General features: G+C 35.4%; 23 protein-coding genes and 1 pseudogene. 18 read left to right on the top strand and 6 right to left on the bottom strand.

What is annotated here, in order from left to right:
* The 7 genes and pseudogenes from A9Q93_RS04910 to A9Q93_RS04880 all read left to right on the top strand — a co-directional run.
* Nucleotides 1-1,057 (top strand): annotated as a pseudogene (locus tag A9Q93_RS04910) (DNA polymerase III subunit alpha); the annotation flags it as partial.
* Nucleotides 1,058-1,172: 115 nt separating this feature from the next.
* Entirely contained in the window at nt 1,173-2,522 is a 1,350-nt protein-coding gene (mgtE, locus tag A9Q93_RS04905; RefSeq protein ID WP_303686266.1) for a magnesium transporter, read from the top strand.
* Nucleotides 2,523-2,675: 153 nt separating this feature from the next.
* Nucleotides 2,676-3,152, top strand: coding sequence for a hypothetical protein (locus A9Q93_RS04900; RefSeq protein WP_303686265.1), 477 nt, complete (start codon nt 2,676-2,678; stop codon nt 3,150-3,152).
* Between the two features lie 26 nt (nt 3,153-3,178).
* The gene (locus A9Q93_RS04895; protein ID WP_303686264.1) at nt 3,179-4,123 is read left to right on the top strand and encodes a 2-hydroxyacid dehydrogenase; all 945 of its coding nucleotides are present in this window, start codon (nt 3,179-3,181) and stop codon (nt 4,121-4,123) included.
* Complete coding sequence (locus A9Q93_RS04890) at nt 4,120-4,515, top strand: VOC family protein (protein ID WP_303686263.1); 396 nt, start codon at nt 4,120-4,122, stop codon at nt 4,513-4,515. Before A9Q93_RS04895 ends, A9Q93_RS04890 begins: the two co-directional genes overlap by 4 nt.
* 36 nt (nt 4,516-4,551) lie before the next feature.
* Nucleotides 4,552-4,962: a TM2 domain-containing protein gene (locus A9Q93_RS04885; RefSeq protein WP_303686262.1), complete on the top strand. Its 411-nt coding sequence runs from the start codon at nt 4,552-4,554 to the stop codon at nt 4,960-4,962.
* Between the two features lie 124 nt (nt 4,963-5,086).
* On the top strand, nt 5,087-5,512 hold the full coding sequence (locus A9Q93_RS04880) for a low molecular weight phosphatase family protein (protein ID WP_303686261.1): 426 nt from the start codon (nt 5,087-5,089) through the stop codon (nt 5,510-5,512).
* 122 nt (nt 5,513-5,634) lie between these two features.
* Here the strand turns inward: A9Q93_RS04880 and A9Q93_RS04875 are convergent, their stop codons facing one another.
* From A9Q93_RS04875 to A9Q93_RS04865, 3 genes are read right to left on the bottom strand one after another with little or no spacing between them, the layout of a single operon-like run.
* Nucleotides 5,635-7,458, bottom strand: coding sequence for a lysophospholipid acyltransferase family protein (locus A9Q93_RS04875; RefSeq protein WP_303686260.1), 1,824 nt, complete (start codon nt 7,456-7,458; stop codon nt 5,635-5,637).
* 49 nt (nt 7,459-7,507) lie between these two features.
* Entirely contained in the window at nt 7,508-8,794 is a 1,287-nt protein-coding gene (locus A9Q93_RS04870) for an aspartate kinase (RefSeq protein ID WP_303686259.1), read from the bottom strand.
* Nucleotides 8,791-9,267 (bottom strand): GNAT family N-acetyltransferase, encoded by a 477-nt coding sequence (locus tag A9Q93_RS04865; RefSeq protein WP_303686258.1) that lies wholly within the window; start codon nt 9,265-9,267, stop codon nt 8,791-8,793. Before A9Q93_RS04865 ends, A9Q93_RS04870 begins: the two co-directional genes overlap by 4 nt.
* A 114-nt stretch (nt 9,268-9,381) precedes the next feature.
* Here A9Q93_RS04865 and fbp point away from each other — a divergent pair, with 114 nt between their 5' ends.
* From fbp to A9Q93_RS04840, 5 genes are read left to right on the top strand one after another with little or no spacing between them, the layout of a single operon-like run.
* Complete coding sequence (gene fbp / locus A9Q93_RS04860) at nt 9,382-10,392, top strand: class 1 fructose-bisphosphatase (RefSeq protein WP_303686257.1); 1,011 nt, start codon at nt 9,382-9,384, stop codon at nt 10,390-10,392.
* Between the two features lie 33 nt (nt 10,393-10,425).
* Complete coding sequence (locus A9Q93_RS04855; RefSeq protein ID WP_303686256.1) at nt 10,426-10,779, top strand: fructose 1,6-bisphosphatase; 354 nt, start codon at nt 10,426-10,428, stop codon at nt 10,777-10,779.
* An 8-nt stretch (nt 10,780-10,787) separates the two neighbouring features.
* Nucleotides 10,788-11,618, top strand: a complete 831-nt coding sequence (locus A9Q93_RS04850) for a cell envelope biogenesis protein OmpA (RefSeq protein ID WP_303686255.1) — start codon at nt 10,788-10,790, stop codon at nt 11,616-11,618.
* 2 nt (nt 11,619-11,620) lie between these two features.
* Complete coding sequence (locus tag A9Q93_RS04845; RefSeq protein WP_303686254.1) at nt 11,621-12,103, top strand: Rab family GTPase; 483 nt, start codon at nt 11,621-11,623, stop codon at nt 12,101-12,103.
* The gene (locus A9Q93_RS04840; RefSeq protein WP_303686253.1) at nt 12,103-13,602 is read left to right on the top strand and encodes a hybrid sensor histidine kinase/response regulator; all 1,500 of its coding nucleotides are present in this window, start codon (nt 12,103-12,105) and stop codon (nt 13,600-13,602) included. The genes A9Q93_RS04845 and A9Q93_RS04840 overlap by 1 nt, the downstream gene beginning before the upstream one ends.
* Nucleotides 13,603-13,604: 2 nt before the next feature.
* Here A9Q93_RS04840 and A9Q93_RS04835 read toward each other — a convergent pair whose 3' ends face one another.
* On the bottom strand, nt 13,605-14,030 hold the full coding sequence (locus tag A9Q93_RS04835; protein ID WP_303686252.1) for a TerB family tellurite resistance protein: 426 nt from the start codon (nt 14,028-14,030) through the stop codon (nt 13,605-13,607).
* A gap of 53 nt (nt 14,031-14,083) precedes the next feature.
* Entirely contained in the window at nt 14,084-15,022 is a 939-nt protein-coding gene (locus A9Q93_RS04830) for an NAD-dependent epimerase/dehydratase family protein (RefSeq protein ID WP_303686251.1), read from the bottom strand.
* A 216-nt stretch (nt 15,023-15,238) separates the two neighbouring features.
* Here A9Q93_RS04830 and A9Q93_RS04825 point away from each other — a divergent pair, with 216 nt between their 5' ends.
* The 3 genes from A9Q93_RS04825 (at nt 15,239) to A9Q93_RS04815 (ending at nt 18,521) form a co-directional block, all read left to right on the top strand.
* A complete protein-coding gene (locus A9Q93_RS04825; RefSeq protein WP_303686250.1) occupies nt 15,239-15,763 on the top strand; it encodes a hypothetical protein in 525 nt (174 codons plus the stop codon).
* 80 nt (nt 15,764-15,843) lie between these two features.
* Nucleotides 15,844-16,914: a ligase-associated DNA damage response exonuclease gene (locus A9Q93_RS04820; protein ID WP_303686249.1), complete on the top strand. Its 1,071-nt coding sequence runs from the start codon at nt 15,844-15,846 to the stop codon at nt 16,912-16,914.
* Nucleotides 16,911-18,521 carry an ATP-dependent DNA ligase gene (locus tag A9Q93_RS04815; protein ID WP_303686248.1) on the top strand — a complete coding sequence of 537 codons (1,611 nt, stop codon included), beginning with the start codon at nt 16,911-16,913 and terminating at the stop codon, nt 18,519-18,521. Before A9Q93_RS04820 ends, A9Q93_RS04815 begins: the two co-directional genes overlap by 4 nt.
* A gap of 26 nt (nt 18,522-18,547) precedes the next feature.
* On the opposite strand, the gene A9Q93_RS04810 is transcribed toward A9Q93_RS04815, so the two are convergent.
* Nucleotides 18,548-19,531: a polyprenyl synthetase family protein gene (locus tag A9Q93_RS04810; protein ID WP_303686247.1), complete on the bottom strand. Its 984-nt coding sequence runs from the start codon at nt 19,529-19,531 to the stop codon at nt 18,548-18,550.
* A gap of 133 nt (nt 19,532-19,664) precedes the next feature.
* Between A9Q93_RS04810 and A9Q93_RS04805 the strand changes: the two genes are divergently transcribed.
* From A9Q93_RS04805 to A9Q93_RS04795, 3 genes are read left to right on the top strand one after another with little or no spacing between them, the layout of a single operon-like run.
* Nucleotides 19,665-20,282 carry a TetR/AcrR family transcriptional regulator gene (locus A9Q93_RS04805; protein WP_303686246.1) on the top strand — a complete coding sequence of 206 codons (618 nt, stop codon included), beginning with the start codon at nt 19,665-19,667 and terminating at the stop codon, nt 20,280-20,282.
* Nucleotides 20,283-21,662: a TolC family protein gene (locus A9Q93_RS04800; RefSeq protein WP_303686245.1), complete on the top strand. Its 1,380-nt coding sequence runs from the start codon at nt 20,283-20,285 to the stop codon at nt 21,660-21,662.
* Between the two features lie 22 nt (nt 21,663-21,684).
* A complete protein-coding gene (locus A9Q93_RS04795) occupies nt 21,685-22,860 on the top strand; it encodes an efflux RND transporter periplasmic adaptor subunit (RefSeq protein ID WP_303686244.1) in 1,176 nt (391 codons plus the stop codon).
* The last annotated feature ends 3 nt before the right edge of the window (nt 22,861-22,863 follow it).

The raw sequence follows: 22,863 nt of genomic DNA, 5'->3' as shown, positions 1-22,863 counted from the left end.
ATCTAATTATAAATTTACCGTAAACCCTAAGGGAGCTATTCGTTTTGGGATGGGAGCTGTGAAAGGTCTAGGCCATGGCGCAGTAATGACTATTATAGAGAACCGAAAAGATGGTCCATATAAATCCATTTTTGATATGGCAAAGCGCATAGACTTGCGTGCAGCAAATAAAAAGTCCTTTGAAGCACTAGCCTTAAGTGGTGGTTTTGACGGTTTAGGAGGAGAAAATAGAGCTCAGTTTTTCTATGAATTTGAAAACGGTCAGATCTTTCTAGAACAAGTTGTGAAATACGCGCAAAAATTTCAAGAGAATGAAAACAGTGCTCAAGTAAGTCTTTTTGGAGAAGCTAGTGACGTACAAATACCAGAACCTCAATTGCCGATTTGCGAAGATTGGGGAACGATGGAGAAATTAAAAAGAGAAAAAGAAGTCGTAGGAATCTATATTTCTGGACATCCACTGGACGACTATAAAAAAGAGATGAAATTTTTCTGTAATGCAAATCTAGCGGCTATGAAAGATCTCACTCCTTTAGTAAATAGAGAATTGACTTTTTGTGGTGTTATTACAGAAGCACGTCATATGATGAGTAAGGCAAACAAGCCTTGGGGAATGTTTACTATGGAGGACTATGAGGAAACTTATGAGTTTAGAATGTTCGGTGAGGATTATTTAAAATTTAGACACTTTTTAATACCAAATACTTTTTTACACGCCAAAGTGAAAATTCAGCAAGGCTGGATTGATAAAAATACAGGCAAACCTCGAGATCCTAGAATTCTATTTACCGCCATGTCACAATTACAAGATGTGATGTCGCAAGCTGCCAAAAAACTGACGATTGAATTACATGTAAGCGAGGTTTTAGAAGAGCGCATAGAATTATTAAAGGAGACTCTGGACAAGCATCAAGGAGATCACCGTTTGTATTTTAATCTGAAGGATCACGAAGAAAAAATTTCTTTAGACATGTCGGCTAGATTACAAAAAGTAAATGTTACTGCAGAGTTGTTAGAGGTATTGGATCAAAATGAAATTACGTATGGAGTTGGGTAAATACTCCAGCTATATATTTCCTAAAGGTAGAATTACCGCTACCTTTAGGAAACATAAATAAAACTCTGAGTTCTTAAACTCAAAAAATTATATTTGCGAGAATAATCCAGCGTTTATGCAGTTCAATATAACAAAAGACTTCCTAGAAGAAATACAGTCATTAATTGAAGTTAATGATAGCGAACAGCTGGAACGTATTCTAGATGAACTTCACTTTGCAGACATTGCAGAGATCATCGATGAGCTTAATCTAGAGCAAGCCGTATTTATCGTTAAGCTCTTAGATTCAGAAAAAACGTCTGAAGCTTTAATGGAGCTGGACGAGGCGCAAAGAGATCGCGTATTAAATGCGCTATCACCTCGAGAGATTGCAGAGGAACTCGAAGAAATGGATACCGATGATGCTGCTGATATTCTGAACGATTTACCAGAAAATATTGCTCAAGAAGTTATCAATGAGATAGAAGACGAGCAACATGCTGAAGATATCGTAGACCTGCTACGTTATGAAGAAAATAGCGCTGGTGGATTAATGGCAAAAGAGCTGGTGCGAGTAAACGAAAACTGGACAGTAACTGGCTGTGTAAGTGAAATGCGTGCTCAGGCAGAAAATGTTACTCGTGTTCACTCCATTTATGTAGTCGATAACAACAATAAACTCAAAGGAAGACTCTCGCTCAAAGACCTGCTCACCAGTAAAGAAACCACGCCTATTAAGGATGTGTATATTCCCAAAGTTGATTTTGTAACAGTAAACACCTCTGGAGAAGAAGTAGCACGCATCATGCGTAAATACGATCTAGAAGCCATTCCTGTAATTGATGAACTAGAACGACTTGTAGGACGCATTACCATTGATGATATTGTAGATTTTATTACAGAAGAAGCTGAGAAAGATTACCAACTTGCCAGTGGTATTTCCCAAGATGTTGAAGCAAACGATAGTATTTGGGACCTCACTAAAGCACGTCTTCCTTGGCTAGTTTTAGGACTTTTAGGAGGAATAGGAGCCGCAGCTATAATGGGTGGTTTTGAAGAAATTTTTGAAAAGCATGCTGTGTTATTTTTCTTCACGCCACTTATTGCCGCAATGGCTGGTAATGTAGGTGTTCAATCTAGCGCAATTATCGTGCAAGGTATTGCAAATGATGATCTTAAAGGAAGTATAGGAAACAGACTCGTAAAAGAGATTTTGCTTGCTATGCTCAACGGTGTAATTCTCGCCATTCTTTTATTTGCTTACACATTTGCTACTAAAGGTGAGTTGCTCACTTCCCTTGCTATCTCCACGTCCCTTTTTGCAGTTATTATTGTAGCAGGTCTTGTAGGTACTTTTGTGCCGCTTGCCTTGCATAAAAGAGGTATCGACCCAGCACTGGCAACCGGTCCTTTTATAACTACGAGTAACGATATCTTCGGAATTCTAATCTACTTTATGATTGCCAAAGCGATTATAGGGATTTAAAAAAGCACCATTTATACTATGGTACCATCATAGCTCCAGTCTTGAAGTTTTTTGATAATCACGCTTTCGCGAAAGCGGACCTCATAACAAGTCCTAACTTTATTCTAACTTTTCTATTAGAATTAAATCTGGTCCATTGCTTATCTTTCCCCTATGAAAACGGCTTCGGTAAAAGAATTAAAAGAAGAGCTTAAATTCAGGTCTGACGAAGATTTGATTAAGATCGTATTGCGACTGTCGCGATTTAAAAAAGAAAATAAGGAACTACTCACCTATTTACTTTTTGAATCTACCGATGAAGATGATTATATCGAGAAGGTTAAAGCGCTTATGGACAACCTATTTCTAGCGCTGAATACGGCAAATAATTACCGCTTACAAAAAGGTGTGCGCAAAGTGCTTAGGGAAACCAAAAAATATGCTCGTTACTCTGGCAACAAGGAAACCGAGGTGGCGCTTCTTATACACTTTTGTAGACTAATGAGAGAAACGCATCCACAAGTATTGCGCAGTAAAACTATGCGCGACTTAATGGCAAGACAAATTGTGCTAATAAAAACGCGTATCTCGACTTTACATGAAGACCTACAATATGATTTTGAGCAAGAGCTTAATATGATTGAGATTTAGGTTTTTAATTATCTTATTTTTACCAGATGAAAGTACTTCACCTAGATAGTAACCACGATATTCTTGCAGAAAAACTGGAACAAGCTGGTTTTGAAAATCATTATGACTACACTTCTTCTAAAGAGGATATCATGAAAGTTATTGATAACTATGAAGGCCTGATAGTAAGAAGTAGATTCCCCATTGATCAAGAGTTTTTGCGAGCTGCCAGCAATTTAAAGTTTATAGGTCGTGTAGGCGCTGGACTTGAAAACATTGATCTAGAAACAGCAAAAGATCAAAGGATCGTTTGTTACAACGCTCCTGAAGGAAACAGAAATGCTGTAGGTGAGCACGCATTAGGAATGTTGCTATCGCTATTTAATCATTTGAATCGAGCAGATCAAGAAGTACGGTCTGGATTGTGGCAAAGAGAAGAAAATCGTGGCGTAGAACTGGAAGGTAAAACGGTAGGATTAATAGGTTATGGAAACATGGGTAAGGCTTTTGCTAAAAAGCTTTCAGGATTTGACTGCAAGGTCATTTGTTATGATATTAAAAAAGCAGTAGGTGATATGTATTGCGGTCAAGTAAGTCTTGAAGAACTACAAAAGCAAGCTGATGTTGTATCACTTCACATACCGCAAACTCCTGATACTATAAAGATGATAGATCAAGCTTTTATCGGTGCTTTTAGAAAACCATTTTACCTTGTTAATACTGCAAGAGGCAAGTCTGTAGTAACTATTGATCTTGTCGAAGCACTTAAGAATGGCAAAGTATTAGGTGCTGGTCTCGATGTGTTAGAATATGAAAAAGGTTCTTTTGAATCTCTTTTTCGCGCAAGCGAGATTCCAACGGCATTTAAAGAGCTACTTTCTATGGACAATGTTATACTAAGCCCACATGTAGCAGGCTGGACGGTAGAATCTAAATATAAACTTGCTGAAGTTATTGCAAATAAAATTATCTCAAACCATCAACCATCATGAAAAAAGTAACAGGAATAGGCGGCATATTTTTTAAATGTAAAGACGTTGCTGCCACTAAGAAATGGTATGAAAAACATCTGGGCTTACCGGTAGATGAATACGGCTGCACCTTCTGGCAAGCAGATAGTGTGAAGCTGGATGAAAAAGCAAGCCAGCAATGGAGTCCGTTTAAAGCAGAGTCTACTTATTTTGAGCCAGGAGAACAAGAGTTTATGATTAATTACCGCGTTGCAGATTTGAAAAGTTTAATGGAAGAACTGAAACAAAATGGAGTTAAAACAGTCGGTAAGATAGAGGAGTATGATTATGGGAAATTTGGCTGGATTATAGATTGTGATGACCGTAAAGTAGAATTATGGGAACCAGCAAATGAGCACCTTTTTGAAAAATAATATACATTTACAACAACTAATCATAAATTACACAAAATGAGTACAGAAGGATACGACAGTGCCAAAGATAGTTTTGACAGTGCTAAAGAGGCTGCTAAAGAAACTTTTAACGACGCAGCAAATAGCGCTCAGAACAGCGCCAATGAATTCAAACAAAATTTTAATCAAACTGTAAATAACCAAGATAACAAAAAGGTGCTAGCAGGAATCCTAGGAATATTCTTTGGAGGAATAGGAGTTCATAAATTTATATTGGGTTACAATACAGAAGGTTTTATATTGCTAGGAATCTTCCTAATTTCTTTTCCATTAATGTGTATTATCATAGGTGTGTTTACTATGTACATACCTATTCTTATAGGACTTATAGAGGGAATTATATACCTCACAAAGTCTGATGAAGAGTTTTATCATACTTATCAATTAAATAAAAAAGCTTGGTTTTAAACATCTGAAAAACAAAATATTAAGACCTTAAATGTTAAGTTTAAGGTCTTTTTTTGTGAACCAGTTTTAATGGTCTTAACTTTGCGTTAACATTGCACTTAGCAATTGTTGTTTTTAGTTACACATGGCATTGAAAATTTTAGTTTTAAGTACTACTAACTCTACTTTGGGCCCTATGGCTCAAGGCTTTCTAGATTACTACAGTTCTAAGAAAACCCAGGTCATAAGCGCTGGGCTAGCACCTGAACCTACGCATCAAATGGCGGTAAAGGTTATGGATTCACTAGGTATTCCTGTTGAGAGGTCTCGCATGAATTTTAATGAAATTGAGGATATCTCTTTTGACTACATCATCACCTTTTCTAAAAAGGCAAATGAGATAGCCGTGTCAAAAGCTAAAAAAGCACAGATTTTTCATCTAGATATGAATAGTCTGGATGAAACGTCTGGAACCGATAAAGAAATAAAAAAGGCATTTAAATCTAGTCGCCAAGAGCTACAGGATTATTGTATGGATTTTGCAGAGAAATACTTACAAAAAAAGAAATAGGTCTAATCTATTACTCTTCAAATTTATAGTTTAAAGGTAGCAATTCCAGAAACCGTGAGATTTTAGATCGATTTTTGAGTTAAGTGTCTCACAATTGATAGTGCAGATTTCAGCACCACCATTTACTGTTCACTACCGTCTTGTTGCGAGAAGTATTTAGACTCCATTTCTGCCTGAAATTCTTCCATCACAGGTTTTACGGTACTTTCAGGAAGGTCTGCAATACGTATATACATTAAACCATCTACAGCGTTATTAAATAATGGATCTACATTAAAGGCAACGACTTTTGCATTTTGCTTAACGTACTTCTTTATGAGTACTGGAAGACGTAATTCATTAGGCTCTAGTTCATCAATAATTTTATCAAACTTATTGAGGTCTGCAGCACTTTCATCAAAAATAAAGTCCTTATCTGCATCTTCTAGTTTAACCTTAAAATCTTTCTTTGGTGTAATGTATTGAGCTATATATGGATCGTAATAATTACTTTTCATAAATTCAATCATCAAGGACTTAGAAAAGTTAGAAAACTTATTACTAATGCTTACGCCGCCTATTAAGTATTTATGCTCTGGAAACCTAAGTGTACAATGCACGATACCTTTCCATAATAAGAATAGCGGCATAGGTTTTTGCTGGTATTCTTTTATGATAAAAGCCCGGCCCATTTCAATGGACTGACTCATCATTTTATGAAGTTCTGGTTCAAATTTGAACAACTCATTCAAATAAAAACCTTCAAGACCATAGGCTTTACTGATCTGACTTCCCATTCCCATACGGTAGGCACCTGCGATGCAATTTGCGTCGCGATCCCAAAGAAACATTTGATGGTAATAGTTATCGTACTTATCTAAATCTGTAGATTGATTTGTACCTTCACCTATAGCGCGGAAGGTAATTTCCCTTAATCTTCCTAACTCAGTTAAGACATTAGGAATGTGTTCTTTTTGAGAAAGAAAAACTTCATAATTCTTAGATTCTAGTAAACGCTTGTCACCCATTTCTCTTAATGCATCTACCTCTTTTATAAGCGAGTTCTTATCTGTGGTAGCTGCTATTTTTTTAGGTGCTTTAGGTATTTTAATTGTTTTAGGAAGATCACTAAGTTTTTTAACTTCTTTGTCATACGGCTTAGAAAGCATATATGTTTTTTTACGTAAAAAGTCAGTGAAGTCGTTAAGCGACTCATATTCTTTTTGAGCTTTAACTGATATAGGATTACCTATTCTCACCTTAATAACACGGTTTTTCTGAGAAAGCAGCTCAGATGGTAATTTGGCAGTTCTAAAAACATCATTAATCTTTGCCAGTCTATAAAACATGCGACTGTTCTTTGCATGGAAATAAATAGGGATGACAGGAACCTCAGCTCTTTGGATGAGTTTCATAGCACTTTCTTCCCATTTTTTATCTACGACTAGCTTTCCATCTCTATAAGTAGAGACTTCTCCGGCAGGAAATACTCCTAAAGGAAAATCGTTTTTTAAATGCCTTATCGCCTGCATAAAGCCAGCAGTACTAGACTTTACATCCTTGCGATCCTCAAATGGGTTTACCGGCATGATAAACGGCTTCAATGGCTCGATGCGGTGCAATAAAAAGTTTGCTATTATTTTATAGTCTGGACGACGTTCAAGAAGCAGTTTTAATAATAAGATACCATCAATTCCTCCTAAAGGATGATTTGAAATAGTTATAAATGCATTATTCTTAGGAATGCGCCTCAGGTCTTCTTCAGGAATCTCAAACTCGATTTGTAAATCTTCTAACAGACCATTTAAAAAATCTCCAGTTTGTTTGTGCTTATGTCTATTATATAATTTATTGAGTGTAGAAATACGCAAAAGTTTCATTAGGGACCATCCACCTAGAGTACCTAGGAAACCGTATTTATCTATATTAATAGCCTTTGCTACCTCTTTTGCATTTACTAAACCCATAAAAATTGGTTGGTTATCAAGTTACAAATATAAGATAATTGTAACCTGACTATTCCATAACGATCAATTGCAATGTTTCTTGCGCTCTTTGCTTTAACAACACTTCTTTTCCTTCTTCAATAAATTCTAAAGCTGTTTCATCATAATGTCTTACTGTGTAAAGAGATACTCCTGTGACATGACTTATTTGGTAACGTGTTTTAAGGTCATTAAGTAATTCATTAAGTTTAGCATATTTATCTTCTATGCAAATAGAAAAACTAATGGCACTATTTTGCAGTAATCCTACCTGCATTTTATGCTCGCTCAACTCCTGAAAAATATCTGAAATATTATTTTCTCCTATAAAACTAAAATCTCTAGAAGATATTTTTAAAAATACCATATCCTTTCTTACGATATAGCAAGGTATATAAGGTTCTATAGTTGCCGTGTCAGTGATAACAGTTCCTGGGTCCTCTGGCGATATAAATGACTTGACATACAGCGGGATTTTCTTGCCTTGAAGTGGTTGTAAAGTTTTAGGATGAATTACAGACGCTCCATAAAAAGCTAGCTCGATAGCTTCATTATAAGGAATCTGGTTCAATAGCACTGTATTTTCAAAAACACGCGGATCTGCATTTAATACTCCTGGAACATCTTTCCAGATAGTTACACTTTGTGCTTTAAGACAGTAAGCCAGAATAGCAGCAGTATAATCACTTCCTTCTCTACCTAAAGTAGTCGTAAAACCATTCACGTCTGAAGCTATAAATCCTTGTGTTATAAATAATCCATCACTGCAATGTTGCTGTACTAACCTTTCACTTTTCTCCCAGTCCACAGCGGCATCACGATATTTCTGATCTGTTTTAATCAGTTCTCTAGCATCTTTCCATTGCAAGCCTATACCACAAGAATTTAAATAGGCAGCTACTATTTTAGTAGACATTAATTCGCCGTGACTTACCACTTGATCGTATAAAAAACTATAACTTTTGCTTTTGTTGCGTAGTAATTCTTCGGTAAGTGATTTAAAAATAGTACTAATTTCTTTTTTTATTCCGCTTTCGCGAAAGCGTGCTACCCTATCCACATCTTCACCATCACAAGCATTTTCTAGTTCTTCAATTATTGATACATGCTCACTTTCTAATTTATCAATCAGATCTATATAGCGATGATCTTGAGCCAAGTATTTTTTAATAATCTCTTCAAGAGCGTTAGTCGTTTTACCCATGGCAGAAACTACAATTCCCGTATCATCATATCCTACGGTTTGCAATACGCGGCACACATTGCGCACACCACTAGCGTCTTTTACTGAGGCGCCACCAAATTTGAATATCCTCATTGTGTTGTAATGTAATTCTTTAACGATTCTTGATCCATCTGGACAAGATACCAGTCTTTTATCATAGTGGCTCCGGTGTTCTCATAAAATTTTATAGCGTTAGAATTCCAGTCCAGCACCACCCATTCTACTCTTCTAACTTTTTGATCATAAGCATATTGTAACACACTATCATATAACGCCTTACCTAAGCCTTTTCCTCTCATTTTTTCAGTAACTATAAGATCTTCGAGATGGATGGTCTTACCTTTCCATGTAGAAAATCGAGGGTAGCATAAGCTTATACCTTCTATACGATTATTATAAAGTCCCACAAAACATTTAAATAAAGGATCATTTCCTAAACCATTTTGCTCTAGCTCCTCAACAGTAACTTCTACTGCATCTGGTTCTTTTTCAAAAATCGCCAGTTCATTTATAAGTTCTAAAACTCTAGGAAAATCCTCTTTTACCGCTTCTCTTACCTGAATCATGGAATAAATTTTAGGTAAATATAAATGACGACATGTAAAAAAATGTGAAAAGTATCTAATACAACGTTGTAGTGAGCAGTATTTTATTAAGATATTTGCGTAACTAATCATATTATGGCTACAAAAAATCAATCATTAGGGGAATTTATTATTGAAAATCAGTCTGACTTTCAATATAGCAGCGGTGAATTATCGAGACTTATTAACTCTATACGTCTGGCTGCAAAGATGGTAAATCACGAAGTGAATAAAGCTGGTCTTGTAGATATTACTGGAAGCGCAGGCGAGATCAACACTCAAGGAGAAGATCAACAGAAACTGGACGTTTTTGCAAACGACACCTTTATTAGAACACTAACAAACAGACAGATCGTTTGTGGAATTGCAAGTGAAGAAAATGATGATTTTATAACTATAGAAGGAGAACGTAAGGATCATGGCAATAAATATGTAGTAGCTATGGACCCACTTGACGGTAGCTCAAACATAGATGTAAACGTATCTGTAGGGACTATATTTTCTATTTATCGTCGTGTCACTCCAGTAGGAACACCAGTACAACTAGAAGATTTTCTACAACCAGGAAATATGCAAGTAGCTGCAGGCTACATCATTTACGGAACCTCTACGATGCTAGTTTACACAACTGGTAATGGAGTTAATGGATTTACACTTAACCCTTCATTAGGAACATACTACCTATCTCATCCTAATATGACATTTCCAGAAAATGGTACCATCTATAGCGTGAATGAAGGTAATTACGTTCACTTCCCACAAGGAGTAAAAGATTACATTAAGTACTGCCAGCAAGAGGAAAGCGATAGGCCTTATACAAGTCGCTATATAGGTAGTCTAGTAAGCGACATACATCGTAATATGATAAAAGGCGGTATCTACATGTATCCTAAAAGTTCTAAGGCAGTTGATGGTAAATTAAGATTGTTATATGAATGTAACCCAATGGCGTTTATTGCAGAGCAAGCTGGAGGAAAAGCAAGTGATGGTTATCAACGTATTATGGATCTAAAACCTAATGAACTGCATCAACGTGTCCCATTCTTCTGCGGTAGTAAAAATATGGTTGATAAAGCAGAAGAGTTCATGAGTAAATATCCTCGATAATTTTACTTAAATTTGACGTTTAATCTAACCAAAATGGCAAAAGACAACAAGCAACTAGAGGATGCTTCCTTATCTATCGATAGTAACTCAAAATTAGAGGCTATAAAGAATCTTATTTTTGGTGAAAATATTCAGCAATACGATTCTGAATTTGATCTTTTAAAGAAAGATATCATTGCAAAGAGACAAGAGCTGCATGATATGATAGAAGAGACAAGAGACGAGCTTCACAAAAGTATCGACAGCCTTTCTACAGATTTAAATATACGTATAACAGATCTGGAGTCTAAAATGGATGACAGAATAGAGCAAATGGAAGATGACAAAACAAGTCGCTCTATGCTTGGTAATGCGTTAATAGAATTAGGTGAAAAAATAAAGGCCTAAAGCAAAGTATGATTAACCAGGATGATAAGCTGGATTTACTGCGTACTCTTTTACTTACTGATGATAGACAATTAACTGAAAGTATCTCTAAAAAGATTTCTCTTCTAGAAGAAACTATTAGAGAGCGAGAAAAACTTTCTGCAAAGGTTTCTCCTATCATTAAGGAGGAGCTGGAAACCTTTGCCCTTAATATTCCTGATCAATTAGGTCCTGTAATTACTCAAACACTTAAAAAACAAATCGAAGAGTCCAAAGACCAAGTGGTAGAAGCTTTATACCCTATTCTAGGTAAAATGATTAAAAAATACATCTCAAACGAGATAAAGCTGCTATCAGAAAATGTAGATAATGCTACAAAAGATGTGTTTTCTGGAAGAGCCATAAAACGCAAACTTAAAGCGCTTTTTAGTGGTGTAAAAGAAAATGAAATTATTTTAAGCAATCTTGCAAAAGCTGAGGTAGAACAAATATTTGTGATTGAAAAAGGTTCTGGAATACTATTAGGTAGTTACCAGACTAAAGAAACCGTTGATGAAGATATGATAAGCGGTATGCTTACAGCAATTAAAGCATTTGTTGAAGACGCTTTTAAAGAAACACAACACGACCTTCAGTCTATAGAATACGACCTTTATGAAATACACTTGCATAGCTTCCATAAATATTATATTGCTAGTGCGGTAAGTGGTACTTTTACAGAAAGACTAGAAAATGAGTTAGAAGATTTTAATTTAGAAATCAGTCAAGAAATCAGTAAACGTAATATTATTTACGACCGTACTAAATTAGAGAATTTATTATTAGATAAATTCAAATCATACAAATTTACAGAAGAATAACAATGTCCTCTAAAAAAATAGTCATAGTTGGAAGCTTTGGAGTCGGTAAAACCTCTCTTATACGTCGTTTTGTAGACGACACCTTTTCTGAAGATTACAAAGTTACAATAGGCGTTCACATATTAAAAAAAACAGTTCAACTTCAAGACCACGATATTAACCTTATCATTTGGGATACAGAAGGTACCGATGAGATTGAAGAAATCAGGACTTCCTATCTTTTAGGCACACATGGCTTTATTTATGTAAGTGATGTTACTAGACCTAAAACTTATGAGAAGATCGATGAACATAAGCAATACTTGAGTAAAAACTTTGGCAACGTACCTATTTTCACAGTAGGTAATAAAAGTGATTTATTGCCTAAAGGGTCTATTTCTCAGAAAAAAGAAGAATTAGATTTTCTTGATATTTTAGTGAGCGCAAAAGAAGGCAACAATGTTCAACGCTTATTTGAAAAAATAGCAAAAATTCTTATTTCATAATGAGCACCAGTTCAAGCAATGAGTTTATAGTACCTATTCAATTTATATCTATCGATACAGATGGAAAAATTAAAAGTTCAGATCAAAAAATCTTGAATTTAGAGAAAGGCGCACCTATTAAAGATGCACATCCATTTTTTGAATCGGTGATCTCAATGTTTGAATCAAGAGCTACACATCTTAAGTTAGATTGTGTAAATATGCTGGATTGTACATTTGATGTTGAGGTAATCACACATAAAGATAACTCGGGAGTCATTATATTAAGAGATAGGTCTGATTTTTATAAACGCATTCAAAAAGTAGCCCAACAACGCAATCAGTCACTTATCTTAAATGAACTTCTAGAATTAAAAAATGACGTCCTTAAGGAAAAAGAAGCCTTTAAGACAAAGTTTATTAAAAACTTTTCTGAAGAATTGCGTAGTCCTTTAACCTTAATAAGTGCTTTTTCATCTCTTTTACTCAAAGGAGATCTAGATCTAGAGCAAACAAAACTTGTAGAAGCCTTAAAAGAACAAAGTGATTCCATAAGAAAATTACTAGATGATATCATAGAACTTTCAAAACTTAAAAAAGGAGACTCAAAATTAGCCGAAGAAGTATTTTCATTTAAAGACTTATTATCAAGTATTTATATGAATTACAATGCAAAGGTATCGTTAACTAATAACACCTTTGAAATGAATGTCTCTAAGGACGTTCCTGAATTCTTACAAGGTGATGAAAGACGCATAGCACAAGTAATAAAAAATTTAATAGAAAACGCCCTTATCTTTAACGATGGTAAGCATATTAAATTTGAGGTAACTGAAAATCATAGAAGAGCTGGAAAAACCAGTTTGAGATTTCAGGTGCACCATAAAGGTACTGTACCTAAAGGATTAGGAGACAAGTATGACTTAGAGGACTTAGAAAAAGTAAATCCAGAAGGGTTAAACTTTTCAATAGTCAGAGAATTAGTAGAACTTCTTGATGGAACTTTAAAATTCAATGAAGTTGATACAAATCACACACAACAAATTGTAAACCTTAAAGTAGCTTACCCATTACATGAAGTAAAACTTCCTCCAAAGAAAAAATCAACTGTAGAACAATATAAATTTTCTGAAAAAGTTAAAGTCCTCATTGCAGACCAAAATACGACCACACAACTTACCGCTCTAAAAGTATTAGTGAGTACAGGAAATTTTGATACAGAAGTTTATACCGACCCAAGAGAGCTCCTAGAGGCAGTAGAGAAACGAGAATTTGATTTAATACTCATGTCCTCAAGCATTTCACAAATAGATTCTATCGAGTTGATAAGCATCATTAAACAATTTGCAAATAATTCAAATAAGAAGATTCCTATAATCGCGCTGACGGTTCATACGAGTAAAGAAAGTATGGCAGCCTACAAAGCCGCAGGGTTTAAAGATGTAATAAAAAAGCCTTATACAGATGATGAATTACTAAACACCATCTATAAAAGGCTCAAAATCAAAAAATTCTTATAATTTTATCTGTTTTTGTTAAGCAAGTACCTGTAATCTTCCAGATTTAAATGCCCGCTAAAAATCTCGATAGAACGCTTTACTAAATATTCTGCATCCTCCTCATTGTAACCTATTGCAGTGGCATATTTTTTCAAAAGCTTATACTCGTTCTCATCCATATGATGATCTGCAAATACTATTTTAAATAAGTCATGTAACCACTGGATACGCTCATCACTAGTATTGGGTGGTGTCACCGGATAAACCTTAGGGTTTTTAAGAATAGCAGTATAATCAGAGTCTGATATATCTAGTACAGACTTAAACCTTTTAAGTACTACCTCTTCTTCTTCCTGCATCCCAGAAACCTGTGCAAGAGCTACTAATGTTGCAAAATGACTTTTATTTCTGGCACTAGCTCCAGACTCAAATAAACTTGAAAATGACATAATCTTATTTTAATTAGTGCAAATATAAGAATAGCTATTATAGCAATAGCTCATTATTTAAGGTGACTTAACATCTCAGTAACCATATTACCTATTTCATATTCATTCTTCCAGCTCCAGTCCTCTCGCGCTCGACTATCGTCTATAGAACTAGGCCAGCTATCGGCAATTTTCTGTCTGAAGTCCGGCTCATAATTAATGGTAAAATCTGGTAGATGTTTTTGTATTTCTGCAGCTATTTCTTGTGGAGTAAAGCTCATACCAGAAAGATTATAAGAAGAACGTTGTTTAATTTCTCTTTCTGGCGCTCTCATAATCTCAGTTGTTGCCCTCACAGCATCTTCCATATACATCATAGGCAACGAGGTATCTTCATTTAGAAAGCATGTATAGTGACCATCTTCTATAGCTTTATGAAAGATATCTACTGCATAATCTGTCGTTCCTCCACCAGGTAAAGTTTTCCATGAAATAAGTCCTGGATAGCGTATAGATCGTACGTCTACACCATATTTTTGATGATAATACTCACACCATCTTTCTCCAGTTTGTTTACTAATACCATAAACGGTAGTAGGTTCCATAATAGTATGTTGAGGAGTCTGATCCCTAGGAGTAGTAGGTCCAAAAACTGCAATACTAGACGGCCAAAACACCTTGCTAATTTTACCTTCTTTTGCAATATCTAATACGTGCATTAGAGAATCCATATTAAGACTCCAGGCCTTCTTAGGAAACTTTTCTCCAGTAGCACTAAGCATCGCCGCCATAAGATATACTTCATCAATTTCATAGTGCAAACAAATGTCCTCGATCTGGCTTTTGTTCATTGCGTCTAGTTTTTCAAATGGTCCCGAGGCCATAATCTCCTCATTACCATCACGTATATCACTGGCCACTACATGATTTCCACCATAAATTTGTCTTAATCTCATAGTAAGCTCTGTCCCTATCTGGCCGCAAGCACCTATCACTAATATCTTTGTTGGCATTTTTAATAATTTACAGCAAATATAATAACACCATGTAACCACAGCTATCAGTTTATTACAGTTTTAATAATTATCTCGCTTTCGCGAAAGCGGAATCTCAAAAAACACCTTATATAACTACAAGATCTATAAAACCTTACTAGTTTTAAATCATTATAAAGCAGCTTTTTTATTGCATTAATTATAATCATATTTGCATTTCATCGTTAGGATATTATGCGCGTTACACTTCTATTTTTTTTACTTCTTATAGCCTGTAAACCAGCTCCGGTTGAAGAATCTAGTCAAGACCAGTTAGATTTCACAACTTTGGGTTTAAAATCGACTAACATGACACTCATAGGTGAAGCACAAAAAAAAGCGCTAGAGTGGAATTCTTTTCAAAATTTGCTTACCGGCATAGAAAACTACGACCATTCTACAGCATCAACCTTAAAGCTTATTGAACATTTAAACGACATGCTGGAAAACCCAGTTGACGACTTTAATGATCAACCCATAATATCAAGAATAGTAGTCCTAAAGACTAGATTGCACATTTACAAGTCGTACTTAAGTTACCGCATTAAAGAACCGACCGAAATAGAGAGAAAGTACAACGATATTATACAAGCACTAGATGAGTTAGTATTGCAAATGAACTGGAAAATCAATGAATTTAATCGCCCTAATAAAGCTCTTTTAGACATTTTAAAGGCAGATCGCGAAGCAAAAAAAGAAGACAGTTTATCTAGCGACTGATAACCATTTCCTGATGTGAATTATGGTAAACTTCTCTTAATCTAAGAGAGTTTTAATTACCTGTCCATTAATTTTAGGACATGAGTGACGCACTACTACAATTTACTAAAAAAGGTATTTACTGTAAACCAGCAGGAATTTATCTAGATCCATGGCAACCTGTTAATAAGGCATTGATCACCCATGGTCATGCAGACCACTCTAGATGGGGTCATAAAAAATATATCACCCATGAAGACAACGTGCCTATAATAAGTCACCGGTTAGGAGATATAAATGTAAGCGGTGTTAAATATGATGAAACTTTTTCCATTAATAATGTAAAATTCTCATTTCATCCTGCAGGGCATATTCCTGGCTCTTCTCAAATACGTGTAGAACATAAAGGTGAAGTCTGGGTTTTTACTGGTGATTATAAAACAGAAGACGATGGTATTTCTACGGTATATGAACCTATTACCTGTGACACTTTTATTACTGAGTGCACCTTTGGTTTACCAGCATTTAAATGGAGAGCACAAAGCAAAGTAATGGAAGATATCAATTTGTGGTGTGCCCAAAACCATCAAGAAAAAAAGACTTCTATACTTTTTGCCTACTCACTAGGTAAAGCACAGCGCATCATAAAGCATTTAGACACTTCTCAAATGAAAATCTATTGTCATGGAGCAGTTTTTAAAATGACAGAAGTGTTAAAAGATCAAATAGACTTTCCTCCTTTTCATCTCATCACGAGAGAAACTACTAAAGAAGAAATTACAGGTAATATAGTCATTGCGCCACCTAGTGCTCATGGAAGTGCGTGGATGCGTAAAATGGTACCTTATGTAACGGCAAGTGCGAGTGGCTGGATGACCTTTAGAGGTGCGCGACGTAGAAGAGCTATTGATAAAGGTTTTGTTCTTTCAGATCATTGTGACTGGGATGGACTCTTACAAAGTATAGACGCAACTGGCTGTGAAAACGTGATAACTACTCACGGTTATCAAGAAATTTTTGCTCGATTTTTAAGAGAAGAAAAAGGTCTTAATGCTATCAGTGAAAAAACACAATATGAAGGAGAAAACCTTGAAGAGAAAGAGTCTGAGGAGTCTTTAAAAAATGACAAAGCAGTAACAGAAACTATTTCAAATTCAAGTGTAGCGCCATGAAACAGTTTGCAGAGCTCATAAGAACGATAGACGGAACTAACAAGACTAATCTTAAAGTCGCAGCTTTAACTTCTTACTTTAAAGTGGCTAGCGATGACGATAAGTTGTGGACTATAGCTATTCTTTCTCACAGAAGACCTAAAAGACCTGTTAATACAACACTCATGCGAGAATGGGCTACACAAATAAGTGGCGTGCCTATGTGGCTATTTGAGGAAAGCTACCATATCGTAGGTGATCTGGCAGAAACTATAGCTTTAATTTTACCTACTTCAAATGAATCCAGTGACAAAAGTCTTTCTCAAATTATTAAAGAAATAATTGAATTAAGATCAAAAGATGAATCTGATAAACGAGATTACTTACAAACTAACTGGTTGCAATTAAATTATTACGAGCGGTTTGTATTTAATAAGATTCTTACAGGTGGTTTTAGAATAGGAGTTTCTCAAAAATTAATGACCAGAGCATTAGCAAATGCAACAGGAATAGATAAAGATATTCTTGCCCACAAATTGATGGGTAGCTGGACTGGTGAAAATACAACTTTTCAAGAATTAGTTTATGAAGATAATGAGGTGGCAATGCGTGGTAAACCTTACCCTTTTTATCTGGCTTATGCTATTGAAGGAGAGGTAAACGAATTAGGAGATGTATCTCAATGGAGTGCAGAACATAAATGGGATGGAATAAGATCACAAACCATAATACGTAGTGGTGAATTGTTTGTATGGTCTAGAGGTGAAGAACTGGTTACAGACAAATATCCAGAGTTTCAAAAGTTTATAGATGTAATCCCAGATGGGACTGTTATCGATGGTGAGATCTTGCCGTTCAAAGACGGATTAATTATGAACTTTAACGACCTTCAAACCAGAATAGGTCGCAAAACTGTCGGTAAAAAACTGCTTAAGGATGTTCCTGTCGTAATAGTCGCGTATGATTTGCTAGAATGGAAAGGAGAAGATTTAAGAGATCAGCCATTTGAGAAACGCAGAGCCATCCTAGATCAACTTGTACTGGACTTAAATAAAAAGGAAGAAAGGTTATCTCAAGAAGAAAAAACACCTTTACTTCTATCAGAAACCATGAGTTTTAATTCATGGCAGGACATGTCTAAGGAACGAGACCTGGCAAGAGAAAAACGATCTGAAGGATTAATGATTAAACGTAAGGACAGTCCTTACCTTGTAGGTCGCAAAAAAGGCGACTGGTGGAAATGGAAAACCGATCCTTTTTCAGTAGACGCAGTTCTTACTTATGCGATGCGTGGTCATGGAAGAAGAGCAAATCTTTTTACAGATTATACTTTTGGTTTATGGCAGGATGGAGAGCTAGTAACTTTTGCAAAAGCTTATTCTGGACTCACAGATGCCGAATTTCGTAAAGTCGATGCGTGGATTAAAAAAAATACATTAGAGCGTTTTGGACCAGTTCGATCTGTAACACCTCACCATGTTTTTGAAATTGCTTTTGAAGGAATTGCGCCTAGCAAACGTCATAAATCTGGTGTTGCTACACGTTTTCCACGTATTGTACGCTGGAGAAAAGATAAACCTATGGAAGAGGCAAATACACTTGATGATTTAAAAGCGCTTATTCCTTAGTTATAACTGGCTGTTAAGGTTTGCACCTAACTGTTACGTCCCATTAATTGTAATGAAAAATCAGTTAGTTGCATTTTACTTTCAGGAGCAATAGATAACTCTTCAATATTTTTCAAGGCTTTTTGCGTGTAAGACTCAATAGCATCTAGTGTCGCTTGCGCTCCGCCACTTTGCTCAAAAAAGACTTTTACCGTTTCTTTCTTTTCATCAATTTGCTCATCAGTCATATCATTATAATCAAGCGCAAACCATTCCTTTAACTCGACAGCACAGTCTTCATTTTCTATGCTTTTTAAATACAAGTACGTTTTTTTATTTTCTCTTATATCTCCACCTACTTCTTTCCCAAAAGTTTCTGGATTACCAAAGGCATCTAGGTAATCATCCATTAATTGAAATGCAAGTCCTAGGTTAATACCATAATCATAGATAAGTTCCTGCTCTTTCTGGTCTGCACCGGCGATAATAGCACCCATTTGTAATGCACATCCCACTAGAACAGATGTTTTAAGCTTAATCATATTTAGATATTCTGCAATACTTACATCATCTCTTGTTTCAAAATCTACATCATGTTGCTGGCCTTCACACACCTCAAGTGCCGTTCTTGAAAAGACCTTGTTGAGATAAAAGAATTTATCTTTATCATAATCTTCAAAAAGACGGTAAGCCATTATAAGCATGGCATCGCCAGATAGAATTCCTGTGTTTATGTCCCACTTTACATGAACAGTTTCCTGACCGCGGCGCAAATTTGCAGCATCCATGATATCATCATGTAATAAGGTAAAATTATGAAAAACTTCAACCGCTATAGCTGCATTCATAGCATCCTTAATGGTTGCTCCATACATTTCGGCACTCATTAGAGTTAGTAAAGGTCGTAGACGTTTACCGCCTAAATCAAGTATGTAATGGACTGGATCATACAATCCAGCTGGCTCTGTAGCTGTAATTTTTGATTTAAGCTCTTCTAGAAATATAGTTCTTAGGGAATTCAATGTATTCATGTGGTAAAAATAACAGTTGCAAGCTTGTCTTTTGTAGGAATTCTAAATTGTCTTGTTAAATAATTGTAAAACTTAGGAAACTTTACAAGTTTCTAAAGTTTCCTAGTCTTATCTTTGCGCCCTTAATAAAACTATGACCTGTATAAAAGAACATATAATAAAAACGTCGTTAGATCTTTTTTTAACCCTTGGATTTAAGAGTGTGACGATGGATGAGATTGCTACTAAGCTAGGAATGAGCAAGAAAACCTTGTACAATCATTTTAAAAATAAAAATCAGCTAGTAGATGTTTCTTCAGTAGAATTGTGCAACCATGTTTGTAATGGTGTTGATGAAATAGTAGATGCTAAAAATGAAAACGCTATTGAAGAACTTTACACGGTAAAGAAGTTTGTGATGCAACAACTTAAAAGTGACGACGCATCACCTATCTATCAATTGCAAAAATATTATCCTGAGACGCATAAGAAAATAACAGACATGCAATATACACACATGGAGAATTGCATCAAGAAAAATGTAAATAGAGGTATAGAAGAAGGTTATTACCGCGATAATATTGATGCAGATTTTATCGCTCGTATGTATTTCATAGGTATGCAAGGCATTAAAAACTTGAATATATTTCCTGCTAGTAAATACCCAGTAAATGAACTGTACGACAAATACTTAGACTACCATATAAGAGGAATTGTAACTCCTCAAGGACGTAAAATTTTAAACAAAATCACCAATTCAAACCACGATTAAATGAACTATAAATTTTTATATGTATGGGTTTTTAGTGTTCTCGCTTTCGCGAAAGCGCACTCACAACAAACCTCTACTCAAGATTCCTACAGCTTTACGCTAGAAGAAGCCATTAACTATGGACTCGAGAATAATTACCAAGCCATCAATGCCAAAAGAGACATCGCAAAAGCATTGAAACAGAAATGGGAAACCACATCTACTGGATTACCGCAGATTAATGCTGGTATTGATTACAACTACAACGTGAAAACGCCTGTGATTGTATTGCCAGGTGTGTTTTTTGATGAAAATGCCGCTCCAGGAAGTTTTACAGCCATCCCTGGTGCTCCACGACAGACGGCAAATCTTAACGCGACATTAAGCCAGCTAATTTTTGACGGCTCCTACATTGTCGCACTAGAAGCTTCAGAAACTTTTCTTGATTTTTCTGAAAACGCAAATAACAAGGCTAAACTTGAGGTAAGAAAAGGAATCATCAATGCTTACGGTGGCGTACTTCTTACACAAGAGAACATTTCTATCGTAGAACGCAACCTAACTACATTAAATAAAAATCTAGAAGAAACCACTAAGATTTATGAAAACGGTCTTGCCGAAGAAGAGGATGTAGAACAGCTTAGAATCACTAAAGCGCAACTAGAAAATCAATTAAACAGTGCAAAGAGACAAGAAGATATTGCTCTTGATATGTTAAAACTTGCTTTAGGAATCAATTTAGATCAAGAGATCTTTCTAGAAGAAGATCTAGCTGCTCTAGCTATTCAAAATATGGATCCTAGTTTAAATCAAAGTACTTTAAATATTGAGAACAATACAGATTTTCAGATTGCTAGTAACTTCACAGAGCAACGTAGACTAGAATACAAATTAGAACGTGCAAAAGCATTACCTACTCTATCAGGATTTTTGAATTATGGAATACAATCGTTTGGTGAAGATTTTGTCTTTTTTGATTCAGATAATCAATGGTTCGGCCAGAGTGTGGCAGGAGTAAGTTTATCCATTCCTATTTTTAGTTCCTTAGGAAGACAGGCTCGTACTGATCGCGCAAAGATAGCTTGGGATCAAGCTAAAACAGACTTAGATCGCACCACGCAAGAAATCCAGCTCAATTATCAAACGGCATTAAACAACTATCAAATTGCAATAGATAATTACACTACTAATAAAGAAAACCTTACTCTAGCAGAACGTATAGAGAATAAAAATAACATCAAATTTAAAGAAGGTATTGCTACCAGCTTTGATCTAAGACAGGCACAAACTCAACTTTACAGTACACAATCTAGTTACCTACAAAGTATGTTTCAAGTAATAAGTGAAAAAGCAAACCTAGAAACTATTCTCAACACTCCAGAATTTATCAATCAAAAGTAATCCCACCACTGAATTTTATATCATGAAAAAATTAAGCATACTATTTATAAGTCTTTTTATACTCACCTCATGTGGTGACAAAGAGCCTACTATTGATGAACTAATTACTGCTGGCGATGCCCAGGTGATAGCTCAAAAGAAAACAGAGTTACTTAATCAAAAAAAGGAATTAGAAAATCAAATCAAGTCTATTGAAAATTACTTAGATAAGAATAGCGTTAAAAAGGACGGAGCTCTTGTAAGTATAACTACTATTCAAGATACCTTATTTAATCATTTTATCGAACTTCAAGGTAGCGTAGATACTAAGCAAAACATAACCTTGATGCCAGAAACGGCTGGTATATTAACAAACGTATATGTTAAAGAAGGTCAAAGAGTATCAAAAGGGCAGCGACTTGCAAAGATCGATGACGGCGGTATGTCTCAAAGCATTGAGCAAATGAAAGTCCAAGCTCAGCTTGCTAAAACTACATTTGAGCGTCAAGAACGTTTATGGAATCAAAAAATAGGCTCAGAAATTCAATATTTACAAGCTAAGGCTAATTATGAGGCTCAAGAAAACGCGATTAAATCGATGCAGCAGCAACTAGCCAAAACTATTATCACCGCACCATTTTCTGGTGTTATAGATGACGTTATTACTGAACAAGGTAATACTGTAAGTCCTGGAATGACGCAAATCTTAAGAATTGTAAACCTTAATAATATGTATATAGAGGTTGAGGTGCCAGAAACGTACATTTCTTCAGTAAATGAGGGAACTGATGTGAAAGTAGAATTTCCTGTTCTAGGTAACACGGTAGAAAGTACTATAAGGCAGACTAGCTCTTATATCAATCCTTCAAATAGATCTTTTAGAGTAGAAATTCCAGTTGAAAACAAAGAAGGTAAAATTAAACCTAACCTTACAGCCCGACTTAAAATTAATGATTATTCTAATAAGGAAGCCATCTTAGTCCCACTAGCTGTAATTAGTGAGAATCAAAATGGAGATCAATATGTTATGATCGCTAGTGACTTAAAATCTGGTGATTCATTTGATACCGCTATCGCAAAAAGGAGAGTGATTCAAACTGGTAAAACCAGTAACAATATGATTGAAATTACCGAAGGGCTTGAAAAAGGAGATCATATTATAGTAGAAGGTGCTCGTAGTGTAAAAGAGGATCAACAAATCAGAATTAAAAAAGCTTAAACA

Source organism: Nonlabens dokdonensis (assembly GCF_002162835.1).
Classification (GTDB): domain Bacteria; phylum Bacteroidota; class Bacteroidia; order Flavobacteriales; family Flavobacteriaceae; genus Nonlabens; species Nonlabens dokdonensis_B.
The sequence above is the reverse complement of the archived record's forward strand: the minus strand, read 5'-3'. Positions and strand labels throughout refer to the sequence as shown.

What these genes read in the sequence shown, in the direction of transcription:
- mgtE (WP_303686266.1), top strand. Translation starts at nt 1,173, where the DNA reads ATGCAGTTCAATATAACAAAAGACTTCCTAGAAGAAATACAGTCATTA.
- A9Q93_RS04900 (WP_303686265.1), top strand. Translation starts at nt 2,676, where the DNA reads ATGAAAACGGCTTCGGTAAAAGAATTAAAAGAAGAGCTTAAATTCAGG.
- A9Q93_RS04895 (WP_303686264.1), top strand. Translation starts at nt 3,179, where the DNA reads ATGAAAGTACTTCACCTAGATAGTAACCACGATATTCTTGCAGAAAAA.
- A9Q93_RS04890 (WP_303686263.1), top strand. Translation starts at nt 4,120, where the DNA reads ATGAAAAAAGTAACAGGAATAGGCGGCATATTTTTTAAATGTAAAGAC.
- A9Q93_RS04885 (WP_303686262.1), top strand. Translation starts at nt 4,552, where the DNA reads ATGAGTACAGAAGGATACGACAGTGCCAAAGATAGTTTTGACAGTGCT.
- A9Q93_RS04880 (WP_303686261.1), top strand. Translation starts at nt 5,087, where the DNA reads ATGGCATTGAAAATTTTAGTTTTAAGTACTACTAACTCTACTTTGGGC.
- A9Q93_RS04875 (WP_303686260.1), bottom strand. Translation starts at nt 7,458, where the DNA reads ATGGGTTTAGTAAATGCAAAAGAGGTAGCAAAGGCTATTAATATAGAT.
- A9Q93_RS04870 (WP_303686259.1), bottom strand. Translation starts at nt 8,794, where the DNA reads ATGAGGATATTCAAATTTGGTGGCGCCTCAGTAAAAGACGCTAGTGGT.
- A9Q93_RS04865 (WP_303686258.1), bottom strand. Translation starts at nt 9,267, where the DNA reads ATGATTCAGGTAAGAGAAGCGGTAAAAGAGGATTTTCCTAGAGTTTTA.
- fbp (WP_303686257.1), top strand. Translation starts at nt 9,382, where the DNA reads ATGGCTACAAAAAATCAATCATTAGGGGAATTTATTATTGAAAATCAG.
- A9Q93_RS04855 (WP_303686256.1), top strand. Translation starts at nt 10,426, where the DNA reads ATGGCAAAAGACAACAAGCAACTAGAGGATGCTTCCTTATCTATCGAT.
- A9Q93_RS04850 (WP_303686255.1), top strand. Translation starts at nt 10,788, where the DNA reads ATGATTAACCAGGATGATAAGCTGGATTTACTGCGTACTCTTTTACTT.
- A9Q93_RS04845 (WP_303686254.1), top strand. Translation starts at nt 11,621, where the DNA reads ATGTCCTCTAAAAAAATAGTCATAGTTGGAAGCTTTGGAGTCGGTAAA.
- A9Q93_RS04840 (WP_303686253.1), top strand. Translation starts at nt 12,103, where the DNA reads ATGAGCACCAGTTCAAGCAATGAGTTTATAGTACCTATTCAATTTATA.
- A9Q93_RS04835 (WP_303686252.1), bottom strand. Translation starts at nt 14,030, where the DNA reads ATGTCATTTTCAAGTTTATTTGAGTCTGGAGCTAGTGCCAGAAATAAA.
- A9Q93_RS04830 (WP_303686251.1), bottom strand. Translation starts at nt 15,022, where the DNA reads ATGCCAACAAAGATATTAGTGATAGGTGCTTGCGGCCAGATAGGGACA.
- A9Q93_RS04825 (WP_303686250.1), top strand. Translation starts at nt 15,239, where the DNA reads ATGCGCGTTACACTTCTATTTTTTTTACTTCTTATAGCCTGTAAACCA.
- A9Q93_RS04820 (WP_303686249.1), top strand. Translation starts at nt 15,844, where the DNA reads ATGAGTGACGCACTACTACAATTTACTAAAAAAGGTATTTACTGTAAA.
- A9Q93_RS04815 (WP_303686248.1), top strand. Translation starts at nt 16,911, where the DNA reads ATGAAACAGTTTGCAGAGCTCATAAGAACGATAGACGGAACTAACAAG.
- A9Q93_RS04810 (WP_303686247.1), bottom strand. Translation starts at nt 19,531, where the DNA reads ATGAATACATTGAATTCCCTAAGAACTATATTTCTAGAAGAGCTTAAA.
- A9Q93_RS04805 (WP_303686246.1), top strand. Translation starts at nt 19,665, where the DNA reads ATGACCTGTATAAAAGAACATATAATAAAAACGTCGTTAGATCTTTTT.
- A9Q93_RS04800 (WP_303686245.1), top strand. Translation starts at nt 20,283, where the DNA reads ATGAACTATAAATTTTTATATGTATGGGTTTTTAGTGTTCTCGCTTTC.
- A9Q93_RS04795 (WP_303686244.1), top strand. Translation starts at nt 21,685, where the DNA reads ATGAAAAAATTAAGCATACTATTTATAAGTCTTTTTATACTCACCTCA.